We start from the raw sequence: 17,681 nt of genomic DNA, 5'->3' as shown, positions 1-17,681 counted from the left end.
AAGGAATATTCTAGTAAGCTCGGATGGGACATAATCGTGTAAGACCTAAGTATGTGCAAGCAGAAAGGGCTGTGATTAGCTCAGGAATCCCCGTCGCTTCACCTCGGGGAATGTCAATCCCGTACTCCAAGTCTTATCCGAAAAAGGCGGATTTGCCACCACATAGTCATAGGTGCGTAACTGCTCCCCATCGCGAAACTTAGGCGCAGCCAGCGTATTGCCATTGAGAATCCTCGCAGTCGGGAAATTATATTGACTAGCATCCATACCGCCGCGCAACTCATCACAAGAAGCCCACAGAGAAGAATAGAGGTCAGATTTCTTAATTGCCATATTAATTTTTGTTAGATAAAACTAAATAATTGCTAAATACTGACCAAATTATCGCGATGAATTACTGTCTCCTCACCATCAAAACCCAATAGGCGGGGGATATCTTCCGATTGCGAACCTAAGATGCGTTCAATATCGCCACTGCTGTAATTGGTAATGCCCCTAGCAATTTCCTGACCTTGCCGATCGCATAGACTCACACAATCATTCGCCTCAAATTTGCCCTCCACCGCCGTAATTCCCGCAGGTAATAGCGATCGCCCCTGCAAAATCAAAGCATTGACCGCGCCATCATCTAACCATAATTTGCCCAGCGTCACCATACCATATGCAATCCAGCGCTTCCGCGCATTTACGGTTTTGGGTTGTGCCGCAAACTGTGTGCCAAAATTCTCACCTTGCAAAATGGCGGCAATGCGATCGGGAAATGCACCCCTTGTAATTGCCGTCTTTACCCCTGCTGCCGAAGCAATCCGCGCTGCATCTAGCTTGGTGGTCATACCGCCCGTACCCCATTGCGTGCCGCCGCCCTGTGCGCCGATCGCTTGCTTTTCGCCGATCGCCTGCCGCAGTTCTGACAGTTGGGAATGCTCTACAAATTCGATGGGTTGCGCTTCAGGATTTTGGCGTGGATCGTCCGTATAGAGGCGATCGACATCGGTAAGCAAGAATAACCAATCCGCCTCGATTAAACTCGCCACTAGAGCCGACAAAGTATCATTATCGCCAAACTTCAACTCATCCACCGCCACCGTATCATTCTCATTCACAATTGGCACGATGCCCATTTCTAGCAATTCCTGAAAGGTGGCATGGACATTCATATAATGCTGACGCTGAATTAGGTTGCCTCTTGTCAGCAGCACCTGCGCCACAGGCTGTTGAAAGTTACTAAAAAAGTCATCATAAATGCCGATCAGCCGCCCCTGTCCCACTGCTGCCACTGCCTGTTTGCGGGAGATTTTGCGCGGACGTTGCTTTAAGCCCAACCGACTACAGCCCACACCCACCGCGCCCGAAGATACCAAAACCACCCTATGTCCTTGGCGGCGTAGATAGACTACGCTCTCAACTAATTTGGCGATCGTGGCAAGTTGCAAATCGCCAGACACAGGGTGACTAAGGCTAGAAGTTCCAATTTTGATCACAATCGTTTGCGGCGATCGCTGTGACGATATTGGGTGCATGGATGCAGTCTGTGCTTGCATTTACTGGATGGAAGTTTGTATTTTAATCAGGGCAATTCATTTTAGCTCAACTCTCTTCTGGGTTTTGATAAACTTGGCAATAACTACTTAAAAGCCAGAAAACTTTTGAAACTGTTGCTAAGCAATGATGATCAAAAAGATTGCTGCAATACTCAATGGGAGTAAAAACTAATACTATGACGATCGCTTTAGAACGTTCAGCACCAGAAACGCAAACTAACCATAAATTTGATCCTAAAACTGCCCTTGAGCAAATTAATTTGCCCTTGGCAACATGGATCGGCTTGCGGGAGGTCAAAGAAACCAACATTACTCGCTATGTGCGCGATCGCATTCCGCAGTCCAATGGGCGCAGCCGCTCCCATGGCGTGATGATCGAAGTATTAGTGGATGGTCAGTTTGGCTATGCCAGCACCAATCGTTTAGATTTGGCAAATATGCAGCGTACCGCCGATCGCGCCTATGCACAGGCTAAGGCGGCAGCACAATGGTCAGTACATCACTTTACGATCGCCCAAAGACCCAAGGCGATCGGACAGTATATTTCACCATTAATTAAACCGATTGAGGCGATCGCCCCCAAAGATCTTAACGATCTATTAATTGAGATTTGCCAGACTCTCAAAGTTTCCGACAGGATTGTTAAAACTAGTGCCTATGCGGTGATTACGGAAATTGAAACCCGATTTGTCAGTACTAATGGCTCAGATATTTATCAAAAGTTTTTGATGATTGCCACCGACTATGCCGCCACTGCCCAAGATGGCGCAATTATTCAACGACGCGGCGACAACGGGCAATTGGCAAGGTGCAACCAAATTGGCATGGAGGTATTTGCACGAGACGTGATTTTAGAGCGTGCCAAAGTTATTGGTGAGCAAGCTGTCGAACTCTTAACTGCGGCAGAATGCCCAACGACAACTACAGATCTCGTGCTTGCCCCCGATCAAATGCTGCTACAAATCCATGAGAGCATCGGGCATCCTTTGGAAATCGATCGCATTCTCGGTGATGAGCGCAACTATGCGGGCGGTAGTTTTGTGAAACTAGCGGATTTCGGCACAATGCAGTATGGTTCCCCCTTGATGAATGTCACCTTTGATCCCACGGTGGCGGGTGAATTTGCCAGCTATGGCTTTGATGATGTGGGCATTCCTGCAACTAAAGAATATTTGATCAAGGAAGGGAAATTATTGCGCGGTCTCGGCAGTGTCGAGAGTCAGGCGCGATCGCAGATTGCGGGGGTTGCCAATGCCAGAGCAACCTCTTGGAACCGCCCTGCCATCGATCGCATGGCAAATATCAACCTTGAAGCTGGGGAGCATAGCTTTGATGAGATCATCGGCAATATTGAGCATGGCGTATATATGGAGTCCAATCGCTCATGGTCAATCGATGATTACCGCAATAAATTCCAATTTGGCTGTGAATATGCCAAATTAATCGAAAACGGCAAATTTACGAAAACCCTGCGTAACCCCAATTATCGCGGCATCACCAACCAATTTTGGTCTAGTCTCACCAAGGTCGGCGATCGCCCCACCGTTGAAGCCTATGGTTCCCCCTTTTGCGGCAAAGGCGAGCCAAATCAAGTGATCAGGGTCGGACACGCTTCGCCAGTTTGTTTATTTAGCAATATCGAAGTGTTTGGCGGTGCATAAGCTATAAATCACGCAAATTTGTAACTAACTATCAAAAAGGAGCGCTTAGCGCTCCTTTTTGCTTAATTCAAGCCCATTTGCTTCATTTCTTGCTCTAGAGCATTAAGCAGATTGGTATCATTATTGGCTCTAGCAACTTCCATACGGCGTTTGACCAAAGCTGCTAAGTTAGCCTTGTGATTAGCATCTGCTTCAGCCTTTCTTTGATTAATATTCATGGTCAATATCCTTTGAATTTACATACTATTTATATATGCTTACGATAACATAATCTTATATAAATAGTATCTTTCGTTACTAAAGTTTTGTTACGTTAATGCTGAATATTAACGCGATCGCCGCCAGAGACGATAACCAATAAATGTGGCGATCGCCAACAGCACCCCAACCACAACCACCTTAGAAATTATATCGATATAGCTCTCCACCAATTTGTAATTTTGTCCCAGAAAGTATCCTGCGTAGGTGAGTAGAGTCACCCAGCCAATCGTGCCAATGGTGGAATAGATGAAGAAAGGTGCTAAGGGCATTTTGCTAAGCCCCGCAGGAACCGAGATTAAAGTCCGAATGCCAGGAACGAGTCGCCCAAATAATACCGCCTTGGAGCCATGCTGCTGAAACCAAGCGATCGATTTCTCAATATCTGCACTAGAAATTCCGATCCATTTGCCATAGCGATCTGCCAAGGATTCTAATCGTGCTTTCCCCAAAATTGCCCCTGCATAATACCAAGGCACAGCCCCTACAATTGTGCCGATCACACCGACCGCGATCGCAGGCAATACTTGGATTTGTGTATTGGGGGTAGTGGCGGTATAGCCAGCCAAAGGCATGATCAATTCCGAAGGAATTGGCGGGAATAGATTTTCTAAAAACATCAATAGCCCAATCCCCAAATAACCGAGGGAATTCATCGTATTAGTAATCCATTCCTGCATAATTATTTATCCTCATAGTTTTTTTGCGATTTACAGTAAAAAAGCGATGCTCTGCATCGCTTTTTCAACATTAGCCAGCCGTTAAGGGGCGGTAAGTACGGTAATTGATATCAGGGAAAATATTGTCCATATATTCCACTTTTTCCAGCCAACCCGCATCAATTTTGCCCGATTCGATATCTTCAAACAGCTTTTCCAAACGCATCAGGTGCGATCGCGTGCGCCTGACCGCATAGGGAACCATCGTACCTGTCCGCATGATAAACGCCCAATCCGAAGACTGCGCCAATAATAATTCCCGCGCCGCCTGATTTAATGCCCGCCACTCCAGCTCATCAGCAGGTTCACGATAGGATAAATGGATCATCCGCTCGGCTCCCTTATGCAAATGTTGATAGACCCAAGCATTGGTTTCATTCAGCCAATATTCATGGAAACCCTTATAACCCCAACTAGATTGGGCAGGGCGAGAAACCTGCTGGGTGGGATTGCCGCGCAGATAATCTGCCAAGTGGGTCATCTCAAAAGTATCTTGGTCATAATAGGACTTGCGAATTAAGAAATCGATAAACCAAGGACCTTCATACCACCAATGCCCGAACAGTTCGGCATCATAGGGGGATACCACCAAGGGCGGACGACCCATCATGCCATTTAAGTAACTAACTTGGCTTTGACGGTTCTGCATAAAATTAGCCGCGTGTTCTGCTGCCTTTTCCTTAGCCCAGTAAGGATCGTAAAGCTGTTTCGCATCTAAACCAAAGTCACGACCTGTAATGCGGTGATACTTCACGCCCGTATTCTTGCGCTGACCATTGGGCATGATGAAGGGCTTGATATATTCATAATCAGCCTCCCAGCCTAAATCCTTATAAAACTCGCGATATAAAGGATCGCCAGGATAACCCACCTTTGATGACCAAACCTGCTGGGATGACTCATGATCACGAGCAAAGGCTGCCACCCCTGTTTCCGTGAAGACTGGGGCATAAGTGCCAAATCGAGGACGGGGCTGACCATACAAAAGTCCATGTCCATCGGTGAGGAAGTAGCGCAGCCCCACATCGGCAAGCATTCTTTCTAAATCATTATAGTAAGCGCATTCTGGTAGCCAAATACCGTTAGGCGATCGCCCAAATTCATTGGTGTAATGTTCAACCGCCACCTCTAATTGCGCCCAGACCGCCTCTGGATACATCTTCATTAGGGGCAGATAGCCATGGGTTGCTCCGCAGGTAATAATTTCGAGATTATTACTGTCCTGAAACTGCTTAAATGCCGCCACTAGATCGCCGCCATATTTTTCCCAAATTTCGCGGGTTTCGGCGAATTCTCGAACATAGTACTCAGCTAAGTACTTCACATGACCATTATGCTCATTGTGGATCACCTCTAGCTCGACTAGTTGCTGCAATAGGGCAAGATGCTTGTCATAGCGCTCTTGCAATAGGGGATCGCGCAGCATAGACACGAGGGGCGGGGTCATGCTCATCGTCATTTTGAAATTAATGCCATCTCGCCTGAGTCCTTCATAGACTTTGATCAGGGGGATATAAGTCTCGGTGATCGCCTCATATAGCCATTCTTCTTCGAGTACATAGTCACTTTCAGGGTGACGCACAAAGGGCAAGTGAGCGTGCAAGACCAGTGCGAGATATCCGATGCTCATAGATCTTCTGTTCCTAAAAAGTCTTTAAATTTGCCAAACAACATAAAAAATTGGGGATTCGTTGGGCTTTATTTTTAAACTAATTTTAATATACTGTTGTACCTCCATCAGCATATGTCTATTGATACAGTAATTTCTATGGGCAGCGTCAAGAAAAATACTCCCTTCCCCGTGCAAATTTAGACATTGCAGCGCGAAGTGCCGCAACGCTAATTCTTGATTTTATTGCTTGGTTTTATATGTCTATTTTTTTGGTGGGAAGGGAGTATTAGAAAGAAAATATCAGCAAAAACAAAGTTATTACAAGGTCAGTATAAGTACTTAGTCATAACCTTGCAGAGAGAATATGCTGATTTTGATGATGGATTGTTAAAAAAAGATTACATAGTTTAAATCTTTACTTTTAAGCGTAAATCGAAGCAAATAAGCGTAAATTAAATCTAGCGAGAGCTTTTATTTGATAAACTCTTCAATAGCCGCCCTTGTGATCTAGGAAAATCAGAGATAATTAGATACGATAAATAACAGTTGATTCTGCCGTGATCATGACGTAGCCTTGCAAAGGCTGAAGACACGGAATTTTCGACCCAAGTAAAAACTATCTAGAGACAGATTTGCTCCTCAGCGTAGCTTTTACGGATTTTCTGAGATTACTTTGCCAAACTGGGGCTTGACACACCAAGTAGCCATGTGCATACAGTAAATGTCGGGGGCTAAATGCATAGAATTTGATTTTTGACTGTTCATTATGAACTTGTTATAGGCGAAAAACCAAGGTAAGTTATGGAGTGTAATTGCTCCTTGTCGAGTTGATTGCTGTTTGTCAGCTTTTGGCTTGTCATGTTCTCACACTTGTATTTATCTCGAGCAAAGCTAGTTTAAAGGAGGCAGTTTTTTGAAAAAGATATCTTCCAAGGACGAGGATCTACAGACCAATGTTTCCCTGGCATTGGGCGATAAGGCATCCTCTTTGAAGGTAAGGCGATCGCTGGCAATGCTAGGTTTTGCTCTCTCCGCAGGAACTGTGGGGTTATTGGTTTCTCAGCAAACAGCGCAAAATGATCTTAGGGTTGCACCCGTTGCGACATCAGTCCGAACTCTGACTGACGTGATGTCACAAAACCAAGATCGCAAGTATGAAATGGCAAGAACAGCGATCGCCTCTGGTGCATGGGATCAAGCTCAAGGTGTGATTGTCCATGAGGTGCGTGAAGATGAAACCCTATGGAAGTTAACTCAAGTTTATCAAGTTGATGCAGCAGCGATCGCCGCATCCAATGGCATCAGCGCCAATACAGAATTGCAACCAGGGGCAAAGTTAGTTATTCCTCCCGTCAATGGCTTGGTGCATAAGGTAAAGTCTGGCGACACCCTAGAGGCGATTTCTAGCTATTACAATGTGCCTAAGAGCGAAATTGTGAAGTTTACATCTTTGACTTCAGGCGACTTTTTGGCAATTGATCAGCCCCTAGTTATTCCTGGCAACGTATCGACCCTCATGCAGGTAAAAGAGGGTCACGTTAAACGCCAATTATTAGCAGAGAAAGAGCGTCTAGCCAAGCGTTTGCAAGAATTAGAAGGGAAGAAGGCGGTGGCAACTTTAGCGAGTGCCAAATCCAGTGACAAGCCCGCATTAGCCGAAGCCGCGATCGCTAAGCAACCCAAGCATATTTCCTACCGCGTTCAAAGTGGCGACACGATCGAAATGATCGCCCGTCGCTACAGCATCTCCCAAAAGTCGATCATTGAGGCAAATAAACTCGAAAGCCCTCAATGGTTAGAGCTAGGTCAGGAACTAAAGATCCCTCAAGAGCGCCAGTTGCTTGATGTTCAAAATGTAGCTGCTAACAACGATAAGCCCTTTAAGCAAGTGCCATCCCCCATCGGTGATGCCGATGCAGCCGTTGCCCCTAAAAGAATCGAGCAGGTGCGTGTAGTTGCCGCGACACCGATGGTATTGCCAAAATCCGTTGTCTCCAAAATTGCCGCCGCCAATCGCGTATCGCCTTGGGAAGGGCTAATTCAACTGACGGGTAGTAGTACAAATTTGCCAGCCAGCCCTGCTCAAGAACAGGTTTCAGGTATGCCAACTAAGGCAAGCAGTACTCCTAGTTTACCTGTGGCAGGTGAGCCAGTTGCCAAGGTGGCGGCAGCTTTATTACCCTTCAGCCCCACCCAACTTTTTGGCGAAATTGGTGGCAGTAAAACTAATTCTGCCAATTCGCCGACAGCCCTAAATTTACCTGCACGTTCTCTCACCGCTCCAACTATTCCTGCGGCAAGTGCAGCAGAGCAGCTTAGCAAGAGTGGAGCCAGTCCCATCGAAAGCTCTGCTTCTCAGCCAGTGGCAGAGCCTCAGTTCAGAGCTATCCCTCGCATTGCGGCAGCGCTTGCCATCCCCCAAGTCCCTGTGAGTTTGCTAAGCGAACAAAGTACTCTTGTGCGTAATGCACCAATCGAAAGTACCAATGCGCCAGCATCGGAGCCTGCGACCAAGCCTACCTCCGTAGCGGCGATCGCTACACCAACTATCCCTAGCAACCCAGCGATCGAGCAGAACAGCAACAGTGAGGCTGCACCAGTTGGCGCATTGTCGGCTCCTGCGGCGGAACCAAACGTGCAGATCCCCCCCAGATTGGCGGCGAATCTTGCCCCTAGTATTCCTTCCGCCGAAGCAGTTGAGCAGGTTACAAATCCTACATCTCGCCCCAACCTAGTCGCCCTTGCCCCTGACGCAGAGTCAAGAGTATCTTCCCTTGAAGTTAAGCTTTTGGAAACAGAGGTTAGTCAACTTAATGCCAAGGTGCGGGAAGCCGAGATCAAAGAAGCCGCAAGAAGAGCAGAGGAAGCCAGAAAGCTTGAGGCTGCCAAAATTGCGGCGGCGAATCTGAATGCTGCCCCCAACCCCGATCGCGACTTTGATGCTGGTCGTAGTGCTGTTGCCAATCCTGGCGATCGCTCTGGTATTGCGCCTCAGTTACCTCAACTTACCGCTAGTGCTTATCTTCCAGATGTTAATGATTACGGTTTATCTAACGGCTTTATCTGGCCTGCGGATGGTGTATTTACATCAGGATTTGGCTGGCGCTGGGGCAGGATTCACCAAGGTATCGACATCGCTGCGCCCATCGGCACACCAATTCTTGCCGCCGCCTCTGGCGTAGTTGAATATGCGACATGGCATGATGGTGGCTATGGCAACATGATTGATATCCGTCATGCTGATGGCACGATCACCAGATATGCCCACATGAATGCACTGTACGTTAAAGAAGGGCAAACCGTCAGCCAAGGTCAAACCATTGGTGAAATGGGTAGTACTGGCTTTAGTACTGGTCCTCACCTACACTTTGAGATCCGTCCCAACGGTGGCAGTGCCATTGACCCAATGATTTTCTTGGCAAAGGCGAGTCAATAATATTGAGCAATATTGAGCGCTCAGCGCTTCAACCCAACTAAGGAAATTTTGGAAAATGCTGCTTAGCAAGGTTTTCCAAAATTTCTTTTTATTTTGAAGAACAGAAAAAAGTAAAGAACATCTGTTCTAGTTTTCTGATACAGTGATGAAGGTGAAAAACTGCATAAATAAATTTTATAAATAGTAGGGAACGTTGATGGCAACGGATTTAGAGAGCCTTACCGCTCAATTGCAATCTTTAGCGGACATCGCAACAAAATCAGTTAGAGAAGTGCAAACTCTCGAAGAATTAGAAAATTTGCGGTTGGAATATTTAGGCAAAAAGGGGACTCTATCCAAAATTCTTGGAGCGATGGGTAAGCTGTCGGCAGAGGAGCGCCCTCAAATTGGCGCGATCGCCAATGAAGTAAAGCAAACATTGCAAACGCAACTAGAGGAGCGCAAAATTGATATTCAGCGATCGCTAATTGCCAAACAGCTAGAATCCGAAACCCTAGATGTCACGATGCCAGGGATTTGGCACTCCACCCAAGGGCGGATGCACCCAATCCAAAGTACCATCGATCGAATGCTGGATATTCTTGTGGGTTTGGGCTTCACCGTTGCCCAAGGTCCTGAAATTGAGACCGACTATTACAATTTTGAAGCCCTAAATACCCCTGCCGATCATCCCGCCCGTGACATGGCGGATACGTTGTATTTGAGCGATGGTAAATTATTGCGATCGCAGACCTCTTCCGTGCAGATTCGCTACATGGAAGAAAATGAACCACCCCTAAGAATTGCCTGCCCTGGGCGCGTTTATCGCAAAGATGATATTGATGCCACCCACTCGCCAATTTTCCATCAAATTGAGTTACTCGCCGTTGAAGAAGGGCTGACCTTTGGCGATTTAAAAGGAACCGTCAAAACCTTTGTCGAAGAACTATTGGGTGAATGCCCAATTCGCTTTCGACCTAGCTATTTCCCCTTCACTGAGCCATCCGCCGAGGTGGATGTAATGTGGAATGGTCGCTGGCTAGAACTCGGTGGCTGTGGCATGGTTGATCCTAATGTGTTTAAGTCAGTGGGCTACGATCCTGAGCTTGTTACAGGATTTGCTTGGGGATTTGGCGTAGATCGGGTTGCTATGGTTTTGCATAAAATTGATGATATCCGTCGCCTATTCACGAGCGATCTTAGGTTCTTGAAACAATTCTAGATCTCTTCAAGTCAGGCAATTCCCCTGCAATTTCTTTTGCAATTTCTTTAAGTACCTCACCCCCAAAAGTTATGAATGATCAGCAAAGTCCTAAAACCAGAGAGCTTGTAATTGAGGCAGGTCGTACTGAGAAACAATATTGGAAAGACCTCTGGCGCTATCGAGAACTATTTTATTTCCTAGCATGGCGCGATATTCTGGTGCGTTACAAGCAAACAGCGATCGGCATTGCTTGGGCTTTAATCAGACCATTCTTAACAATGGTGGTGTTTACGGTAGTTTTTGGTAATATTGCCAAATTGCCCTCACAGGGTGTGCCTTACCCAATTCTAGTTTTTGCGGGAATGTTGCCTTGGCAATTCTTTTCCAATGCCCTTGGTGAATGCAGCAACAGCTTGATTGGTAATGCCAATTTAATTTCCAAGGTTTATTTCCCGCGCTTGATTGTGCCGACTAGTGCAATCATTGTTAGTTTTGTCGATTTTATGATTTCGGGCATGATCTTGTTAGGGCTAATGGCTTGGTATAACTTTGTACCAAGTATCAGGATTTTGACCTTGCCATTATTTATCCTGATTGCCTCGGCTGCCTCGATGGGTGTGGGACTATGGTTAGCGGCACTAACTGTCAAATATCGCGACTTTCGGTTTGTTGTTCCCTTTATCATTCAGTTTGGTCTGTATATCTCCCCTGTTGGATTTAGCAGTTCGATTGTACCTGAGCAATGGCGTTTATTATATTCTCTTAATCCGATGGTGGGCGTGATTGATGGCTTTCGTTGGGCAATTTTAGGTGGTGACTCTAACCTATATTTACCAGGATTCTTTCTATCCCTCAGCTTAGTTTTTATATTCCTATGGAGTGGCATTTGGTATTTCCGTAAAACTGAAAAGACCTTTGCAGATGTGATTTAGATTATAGATAGGATGGCACTCTGAGTCATCCTATTTAGTATTGCGAGTAAATTATCAATAACTAAAGCTATGCCTGAAACTGTCATTCGCGTTGAAAATCTTAGTAAAAGTTATTTGCTGCGCCATCAAGATGGCGGTAAAGCTGGTTATCAATCGCTGCGGGAATCGCTCAGCAATGCTGTTAGTTCATTTGGCCAAAAGATATTCAATAAATCGTCCCAGATTGAATTAGATGCGGCGCACAATACGGAAGAAGAGTTTTGGGCGCTGAGGGATCTTTCTTTTGAGATTAAGCAGGGCGATCGCGTGGGCATTATTGGACGCAATGGTGCAGGCAAGTCGACATTATTAAAAATTCTCAGTCGCATCACTGAGCCGACTACTGGCAAAATCGGCATTACAGGCAGGGTGGCAAGTTTGCTAGAAGTGGGAACTGGTTTCCATCCTGAATTAACGGGTAGGGAAAATATTTATCTTAATGGCGCGATTTTGGGGATGGATCGGGTTGAGATTAAGAAAAAGTTTGATGAGATTGTGGCTTTTTCGGAAGTGGAGAAATTTTTGGATACGCCTGTCAAGCGCTATTCTTCGGGGATGTATGTGCGGCTTGCCTTTGCGGTGGCGGCACACCTGGAGCCAGAGATCTTAATTGTGGATGAAGTCTTGGCGGTTGGCGATGCTCAATTTCAAAAGAAATGCTTAGGCAAAATGGAAGATGTGGGCAAAGAGGGGCGTTCGATTTTATTTGTGAGTCATAATTTGGGGGTGGTGCAAACCCTTTGTACAAGGGGGATTTTTTTGCAAAGGGGCACTCTGCAACTAGATGGCACTGCCCATGAATGCGTGAGTGGTTATTTAACCTCCTTTGAATCTGTTTCGACTAATTTGTTAGAACGTAGCGATCGCCGAGGTAAAGGGGCGATCAAATTCACGGAAATTAAAGTTAGTGTCGATAGTAACTTCTCCTCTAGCACTTTAGCGGTTGGTCGTCCAGCGCGGATTGCCTTTCACTTCACTGAGGTGCGATCGGGAATGCAATGTATATTTACTTTTTACGATCAACATGGACAGGCGATCATTAATTTTAATAGCAGTGTCCATGGTCAAGAGGATCAGGTCGATCGCCAAATTGGTAAGGTGATCGTTTGTGAGATTGATGAGTTAGGGCTAGTGCCAGGACGCTATCGGATGAATGTGGCGCTTTATTGGAATGGGGAATTGCAGGATGCGATCGAGGCTGCCACGATCATTGATGTGGAAAATGGTGAGTTGCGCGGTCGCCCGATCGCGATCGCCAGTGGCTATGGCAGTGTTAGTTTTGCCCACAAATGGATTTTGCCTGTATGATCGCACAAATATGATCGCACAAAGAGCAAAGGGGTTAATTAAATGACTCAAGGGAATAACCAGTTAGAAAGAATTGAGTTGGCTTTACTGGCATTGACCGAAGCTGTCCAAGTCACCAATGCAAACATCAATAGCCTTGTAGAACATCTCTACACCCGCCGTGATGTAGTTGAAATTGACGTTTTGGATATCAAAGACGACTTGCACGAACTCAAGGAAGTTACCAAACAGCAAGCCATAACAGCCGATCGCTATGCCATAGCTGCACAAATACAATCTGAAAGTGTAAAAGTTCAAGCTGAAAACATTCGATTGTTGATCGATATGCTAAACAGAAAACAAGCCTAGTCTTAAACAAAACCACAAAGCACACCTGTAATCGATTACTCTAATTTGAAAACCCCTTTACCAATTTATGAAAGTATTGCAACAATTTCTTGAATTGGCACGGATATAATACATAGCTAAATAGCGAGAAAATCAATGCTCACAGAAACGCGGGAATTTTCGGCTACCCAGTTTGCCAAGACCAGATGTGCGACTGATGGCACTGCAACCTTTTTGGCGTGGACGGGTTATCTTTATTCCTTCATGCCCGATGAGCCAAAACGGAAGCTATTTAAAATTGTGGGCATGAATGTGGGACGCTGCATTGATCGCGGTGAAGGAGTTTGGGATTTCACATCACGGGAAGTATTGCTATATCTCGATCCTGATACCAATGAGACGCAGCGCCATTGGCAAAATCCTTGGACAGGGGAGATGCTGCCTGTTATGCACGTTGCCAACAGCCCGATTCAAGGCACATTTCGCCGTAATATCCCTGCGGAGGTAGATGGAGACACCACGACATTTATATTTGATCTATTTGGGCATTATCCCAATCCCCTTGCTGACGATCCTAAATTTGCGGAATATTGCGGTCATCCTATGTACAGTTCTGTCGAACTGTTTAAATTGACAGTACCGACTAGGGATCTCGAAGATCCAGACAGCACAACTGTTTCGACCCTCGATCTATCGTGGCATCGGGTGGGACCTTGGTTGCCTTGGATGAAAATGGGACAGCGATCGGGGCATCTAATTTACAGCGCTCTGGGCAAGAAGGTGAAGGGTTTTGACGGTTTACCCGCAATTCTCAAAAAGGAAATCGAAACCCGTGTGCCATTGTTCAAGGATGCGCCCCCTGCCAAGCTAGAGGATGCAGAAATGACCTCATGGCAATATTTCAAGCATCATTTTGAGGCTTATCAGCAAGGGGCGACCTTCCCAATTCCTGAGCGTTAATACAGCGCTTGGCGCTGACTGAAAACCCAAAGAAAACTTTGAGCCAAGCAGGGCAAACCACAGGGGGATTGCCCCTACCTGAATAATTCATGTTTTGTAGGGGCTGTGGATGGTGCGTGCCAGCCCGAAACTGAATAAGTGTGACAGACAAGCCCATAATCGCTATTGAGTTTTATTTTGAGCATTATTCCGAAATTCTTCCATCGCTTCGACAACGTGGCTGGCATACATGAGGGCAGGTCCACCCCCCATTGCGATCGCCACGCTCAAGGTTTCCATGATTTCCGCCGAGGTGGCTCCCGCATGGAGGGCGGCACGGGTATGGAAGGCAATGCAGCCATCGCAATGGGTAGTCACACCGATCGCCAAAGCCATTAATTCTTTGGTTTTCGGATCTAAAGCCCCATCTGTTGAAGAGGCGCGGCTCAGAGCATAAAATGCCCTCATTGTTTCGGGAATTGCCTGCGCGATTTTGGCGGTGTAGCTCTTGATATGGTCAATTTCTTGATTGTAGGAAGTCATGGGTTTAGCCTCGATTTTTTTGAATTACTAATCAGCTATATAAACATAAAGTAATTATACTTTAAAAAAGAAAGCGCTGCATCGCAACGCTTTCTTAAATCTAAATCAAATTTGATTTAGATTTAAGTCAAGGCGGATGCACCACCGACAACTTCGAGAATTTCTTGAGTAATTGCCGCTTGACGTGCCTTGTTGTACTGCAAAGTCAAGGACTTAATCAGATCGACAGCATTATCACTGGCGTTATTCATGGCGGTCATTCTGGCGGCGAGTTCGCTGGCGACCGACTCTTGCAGGGCGCGAAGGATTTGATTGCTGAGGTACAGAGGCAATAACGCATCAAGAATTTGCTCAGGACTTTGTTCAAAGATCAATTCCTTGGGCAGTTCTTTGACGGTGATTTCTCTGGCTTCGCGCTCGACTTGAAATTTACCACCACGGGTGATCAAGCGGAAAATTTCGTCATCCTTGGGTTCTAGTCCTTGAGGCTCAAGGGGCAGCAGGGTTTGAATTACAGGCTTAGAGCTAATTAGCGACACAAAGCGGGTATAAATCAATTCCACGCGATCGATTACACCGCCCAAAAATGCCGATGTAATTTCATCTTCGATCGCATTGGCTTCGGCGGCATTGGGGATTTGATTGAGGTTGCTAAAGGTAGCAGCGATCGGTTGATCGCGACGGCTGAAATACTGCACCGCCTTACGACCGACTAAAATAAAGGTGTAATTTAAGCCTTGTTCCTTTAGTTCTTTGGCACGGGCTTCGGCACGGCGGATAATCGTTGAGTTATAGCCACCACAAAGACCACGATCGCCTGCAATAACTAGTAGACCAACAGTTTGAACGGGACGCTTATCGAGTAAGGGCAGACTGACATCCTCGAAGGTGATGCGCTGCTGGAGACGATAGAGAACTTGAGCTAGGCGATCGGCAAAGGGGCGGGTTGCCAAAACCTGTTGCTGGGCGCGTCTCACCTTGGCGGCAGCAACGAGACGCATTGCTTCGGTGATCTTGCGCGTATTCTTAACAGTGCCGATGCGATCGCGGATAGATTTGAGGTTAGCCATGAAACTAAATTGCTACTTGCTATAGGAATACTGAAGGATGCTATGGAAAATTTGATTTAGATTTCTCCCTGACAAGGGCATTAAACCCATTGCTTGCAGAAAAATTTAGAATATTACAGAAGACACTAGAGTATCTTAATAAAAAATTGCGCCCTAAAACCGCAGACTGTTGTATATCCTTGAAATTAATACTCGTAATAAGCAAGGCTAAAATTTTAACAAGATATTTTCAACCTTTGCTTATCAAAAATTCGCTAATATTCCTTTTAAAACCTTGATATGATCGCTTCACCCTTGTTGTTTAACCTCACAGCCCAAACCAACAGCACCAATGACCTCTTAGAAATTGCAGGGCGCAAATTCCGATCGCGCTTGATGACTGGTTCAGGTAAGTATGCCAATTTTGAAATCATGCGTCAGGCGATCGCTGCTAGTGGTTGCGAGATTGTCACTGTGGCAGTGCGGCGCGTACAAACTAATGCGGCTGGACATGAAGGACTAGCCGAAGCGATCGACTGGAGCAAATATTGGCTATTGCCAAATACCGCAGGTTGTCAAACTGCGGATGAGGCGGTAAGAGTGGCAAGACTGGGGCGCGAGATGGCAAAAATTTTGGGGCAGGAAGATAATAATTTCGTAAAATTAGAAGTAATCCCCGATCTTAAATATTTATTGCCTGACCCCCTTGGCACTTGTAAAGCTGCCGAACAATTGGTTAAAGAAGGTTTTGCGGTATTGCCTTATATTAATGCCGATCCAAGGCTTGCTAAAACCCTTGAAGAAATTGGTTGCGTGACGGTGATGCCCCTCGGTTCCCCGATTGGTTCTGGTCAGGGGATTAATAATGCGGCAAATATTTCGATCATTATTGAGGAGTCCAAAATACCCGTAGTCGTTGATGCAGGGATTGGTGTACCTAGTGAGGCAGCATTGGCGATGGAGTTGGGAGCCGATGCGTTGTTGATTAATACGGCGATCGCCTGTGCCAGTGACCCTGTGGGTATGGGTCGCGCCATGGGCATGGCAGCCGAAGCAGGACGCACCGCCTATTTGTCTGGACGGATACCCATCAAGGCATATGCCAGTGCCAGTTCGCCATTAACGGGCTTAGTGGCTTCTTAAAAACCATTTTCTTGTTGCGATCTCCCTTTAGCTCCCCCCAGCCCCCCTTGTAAAGGGGGGAAATTTTTCTTATTCATTCAGCAAGTGTGCTGGACAAAAAATATTTATCGCTTTTGAATTAGCTTCCTGCCCAAAAATAAACCGCCTAATACAGACAAGCCTAAACTAGGCTCAAAATCAAAAGGAACTGGAGTAGGAGCCGCGTCATAGTTGTAGGTAATTGAGATGTCACCCGATATATTTGTGGTAATCTGACTATCGAAATTTCCTGAGCCAGTAACTGAAGAATTTTGGAATCCAGTAAAAGGTAAATTAAAGTCAGTTACACCAGTTATATCTGCTAAGTTTGTGGTTAAGTTGTTGAGAGATGCAACGGTGCTAGCACTAAGTCCATTCACTGTACGACCAGAAGCACCAGAAAAATCAGTTATTCCGTCGTAGCGAGCAACAGAGTATGTATAGGATTGTGATGGAATTATAGTCAAATCAGAACCGAATACAGAAGCAAGGGAGCCAAAGCTAACAATACTATCAGCACTAAGATTGACTAATACAGTAGCAGCTCGACTACTTCTATTTTCAAAGCGGGCATTACCACTTGCTGCTGAAGAAAAAGTAAGATCAACGCTAGTTAAGGTGCCAAGGCTGGGATCGAATCGAGGCAGCGTAAAATTGGAGCTAACGTCTGCTGCGGTAAGGGGAATGCTGCTTGAAAAGGTGATAGACAAAGCCCAAACAGGGTTTGCAATAGAAAAAGTACCAATTCCAATCAATGAGACAGCTAGGAATTTCTCAACCATAAGTAAAAGGATTAGCTTGTTCTTTGTATCAGGTTTGTTTATAGCAATACTTCGGACATAAAAAAAGGGGAACAAAAAAGCTATTCATCGGATAAGGTGCAAGTAATGAATCAAAGCACCAAATGAATAGCATTAATGACATATTACCGAAAGTAGCAACCAAGGCACAACAGAAATTTCTGTCAATCCTG

General features: G+C 45.9%; 14 protein-coding genes and 2 pseudogenes. 8 read left to right on the top strand and 8 right to left on the bottom strand.

The annotated features are described in order from the left end of the window. Positions 1-111: 111 nt before the first annotated feature. Together H6F44_RS24125 and proB are read right to left on the bottom strand one after the other, a co-directional pair. A pseudogene (locus H6F44_RS24125) lies at positions 112-249 on the bottom strand (N-6 DNA methylase); the annotation flags it as partial. A gap of 116 nt (positions 250-365) precedes the next feature. Then, positions 366-1,520 carry a glutamate 5-kinase gene (gene proB / locus H6F44_RS18950; protein WP_190352592.1) on the bottom strand — a complete coding sequence of 385 codons (1,155 nt, stop codon included), beginning with the start codon at positions 1,518-1,520 and terminating at the stop codon, positions 366-368. A 197-nt stretch (positions 1,521-1,717) separates the two neighbouring features. Between proB and H6F44_RS18945 the strand changes: the two genes are divergently transcribed. Then, a complete protein-coding gene (locus tag H6F44_RS18945; protein ID WP_190352591.1) occupies positions 1,718-3,202 on the top strand; it encodes a TldD/PmbA family protein in 1,485 nt (494 codons plus the stop codon). A 62-nt stretch (positions 3,203-3,264) separates the two neighbouring features. On the opposite strand, the gene H6F44_RS18940 is transcribed toward H6F44_RS18945, so the two are convergent. From H6F44_RS18940 to H6F44_RS18930, 3 genes are all read right to left on the bottom strand, one after another. After that, positions 3,265-3,420 (bottom strand): hypothetical protein, encoded by a 156-nt coding sequence (locus H6F44_RS18940; protein ID WP_190352590.1) that lies wholly within the window; start codon positions 3,418-3,420, stop codon positions 3,265-3,267. A 108-nt stretch (positions 3,421-3,528) separates the two neighbouring features. Continuing rightward, positions 3,529-4,140, bottom strand: coding sequence for a DedA family protein (locus H6F44_RS18935; protein WP_190352589.1), 612 nt, complete (start codon positions 4,138-4,140; stop codon positions 3,529-3,531). A gap of 70 nt (positions 4,141-4,210) precedes the next feature. After that, on the bottom strand, positions 4,211-5,809 hold the full coding sequence (locus H6F44_RS18930) for a glycoside hydrolase family 57 protein (protein WP_190352588.1): 1,599 nt from the start codon (positions 5,807-5,809) through the stop codon (positions 4,211-4,213). Between the two features lie 895 nt (positions 5,810-6,704). Here H6F44_RS18930 and H6F44_RS18925 point away from each other — a divergent pair. From H6F44_RS18925 to H6F44_RS18900, 6 genes are all read left to right on the top strand, one after another. Next, positions 6,705-9,227, top strand: coding sequence for a peptidoglycan DD-metalloendopeptidase family protein (locus H6F44_RS18925; protein ID WP_190352587.1), 2,523 nt, complete (start codon positions 6,705-6,707; stop codon positions 9,225-9,227). Between the two features lie 196 nt (positions 9,228-9,423). Next, the gene (gene pheS, locus H6F44_RS18920) at positions 9,424-10,428 is read left to right on the top strand and encodes a phenylalanine--tRNA ligase subunit alpha (RefSeq protein WP_190352586.1); all 1,005 of its coding nucleotides are present in this window, start codon (positions 9,424-9,426) and stop codon (positions 10,426-10,428) included. 71 nt (positions 10,429-10,499) lie between these two features. Beyond that, complete coding sequence (locus H6F44_RS18915; protein WP_190352585.1) at positions 10,500-11,342, top strand: ABC transporter permease; 843 nt, start codon at positions 10,500-10,502, stop codon at positions 11,340-11,342. Positions 11,343-11,411: 69 nt separating this feature from the next. Next, a complete protein-coding gene (locus H6F44_RS18910) occupies positions 11,412-12,689 on the top strand; it encodes an ABC transporter ATP-binding protein (protein ID WP_190352584.1) in 1,278 nt (425 codons plus the stop codon). A 42-nt stretch (positions 12,690-12,731) separates the two neighbouring features. After that, complete coding sequence (locus H6F44_RS18905; protein ID WP_190352583.1) at positions 12,732-13,037, top strand: hypothetical protein; 306 nt, start codon at positions 12,732-12,734, stop codon at positions 13,035-13,037. 135 nt (positions 13,038-13,172) lie between these two features. Next, on the top strand, positions 13,173-13,976 hold the full coding sequence (locus H6F44_RS18900) for a DUF1838 domain-containing protein (protein WP_190352582.1): 804 nt from the start codon (positions 13,173-13,175) through the stop codon (positions 13,974-13,976). A gap of 162 nt (positions 13,977-14,138) precedes the next feature. Here H6F44_RS18900 and H6F44_RS18895 read toward each other — a convergent pair whose 3' ends face one another. Then, positions 14,139-14,498, bottom strand: coding sequence for a carboxymuconolactone decarboxylase family protein (locus H6F44_RS18895; RefSeq protein WP_242016655.1), 360 nt, complete (start codon positions 14,496-14,498; stop codon positions 14,139-14,141). A 122-nt stretch (positions 14,499-14,620) separates the two neighbouring features. Next, on the bottom strand, positions 14,621-15,568 hold the full coding sequence (locus H6F44_RS18890) for a F0F1 ATP synthase subunit gamma (RefSeq protein WP_190352581.1): 948 nt from the start codon (positions 15,566-15,568) through the stop codon (positions 14,621-14,623). Between the two features lie 330 nt (positions 15,569-15,898). On the opposite strand from H6F44_RS18890, the pseudogene H6F44_RS18885 reads away from it, so the two are divergent. Next, positions 15,899-16,690 (top strand): annotated as a pseudogene (locus tag H6F44_RS18885) (thiazole synthase); the annotation flags it as partial. A gap of 104 nt (positions 16,691-16,794) precedes the next feature. On the opposite strand, the gene H6F44_RS18880 reads toward H6F44_RS18885, so the two are convergent. Then, positions 16,795-17,490: a PFE-CTERM domain-containing protein gene (locus H6F44_RS18880; RefSeq protein WP_190352579.1), complete on the bottom strand. Its 696-nt coding sequence runs from the start codon at positions 17,488-17,490 to the stop codon at positions 16,795-16,797. Between the last annotated feature and the right edge of the window lie 191 nt (positions 17,491-17,681).

The organism is Pseudanabaena cinerea FACHB-1277 (genome assembly GCF_014696345.1).
GTDB lineage: Bacteria > Cyanobacteriota > Cyanobacteriia > Pseudanabaenales > Pseudanabaenaceae > Pseudanabaena > Pseudanabaena cinerea.
Note: the sequence above shows the minus strand (reverse complement) of the source record. Positions and strands in the feature narration are given on the sequence as shown.

Coding starts and splice junctions, on each gene's coding strand:
- H6F44_RS18945 (WP_190352591.1), top strand. CDS start 1,718: ATGACGATCGCTTTAGAACGTTCAGCACCAGAAACGCAAACTAACCAT.
- H6F44_RS18895 (WP_242016655.1), bottom strand. CDS start 14,498: ATGACTTCCTACAATCAAGAAATTGACCATATCAAGAGCTACACCGCC.
- H6F44_RS18935 (WP_190352589.1), bottom strand. CDS start 4,140: ATGCAGGAATGGATTACTAATACGATGAATTCCCTCGGTTATTTGGGG.
- H6F44_RS18930 (WP_190352588.1), bottom strand. CDS start 5,809: ATGAGCATCGGATATCTCGCACTGGTCTTGCACGCTCACTTGCCCTTT.
- H6F44_RS18905 (WP_190352583.1), top strand. CDS start 12,732: ATGACTCAAGGGAATAACCAGTTAGAAAGAATTGAGTTGGCTTTACTG.
- H6F44_RS18940 (WP_190352590.1), bottom strand. CDS start 3,420: ATGAATATTAATCAAAGAAAGGCTGAAGCAGATGCTAATCACAAGGCT.
- H6F44_RS18915 (WP_190352585.1), top strand. CDS start 10,500: ATGAATGATCAGCAAAGTCCTAAAACCAGAGAGCTTGTAATTGAGGCA.
- H6F44_RS18910 (WP_190352584.1), top strand. CDS start 11,412: ATGCCTGAAACTGTCATTCGCGTTGAAAATCTTAGTAAAAGTTATTTG.
- pheS (WP_190352586.1), top strand. CDS start 9,424: ATGGCAACGGATTTAGAGAGCCTTACCGCTCAATTGCAATCTTTAGCG.
- proB (WP_190352592.1), bottom strand. CDS start 1,520: ATGCACCCAATATCGTCACAGCGATCGCCGCAAACGATTGTGATCAAA.
- H6F44_RS18900 (WP_190352582.1), top strand. CDS start 13,173: ATGCTCACAGAAACGCGGGAATTTTCGGCTACCCAGTTTGCCAAGACC.
- H6F44_RS18880 (WP_190352579.1), bottom strand. CDS start 17,490: ATGGTTGAGAAATTCCTAGCTGTCTCATTGATTGGAATTGGTACTTTT.
- H6F44_RS18890 (WP_190352581.1), bottom strand. CDS start 15,568: ATGGCTAACCTCAAATCTATCCGCGATCGCATCGGCACTGTTAAGAAT.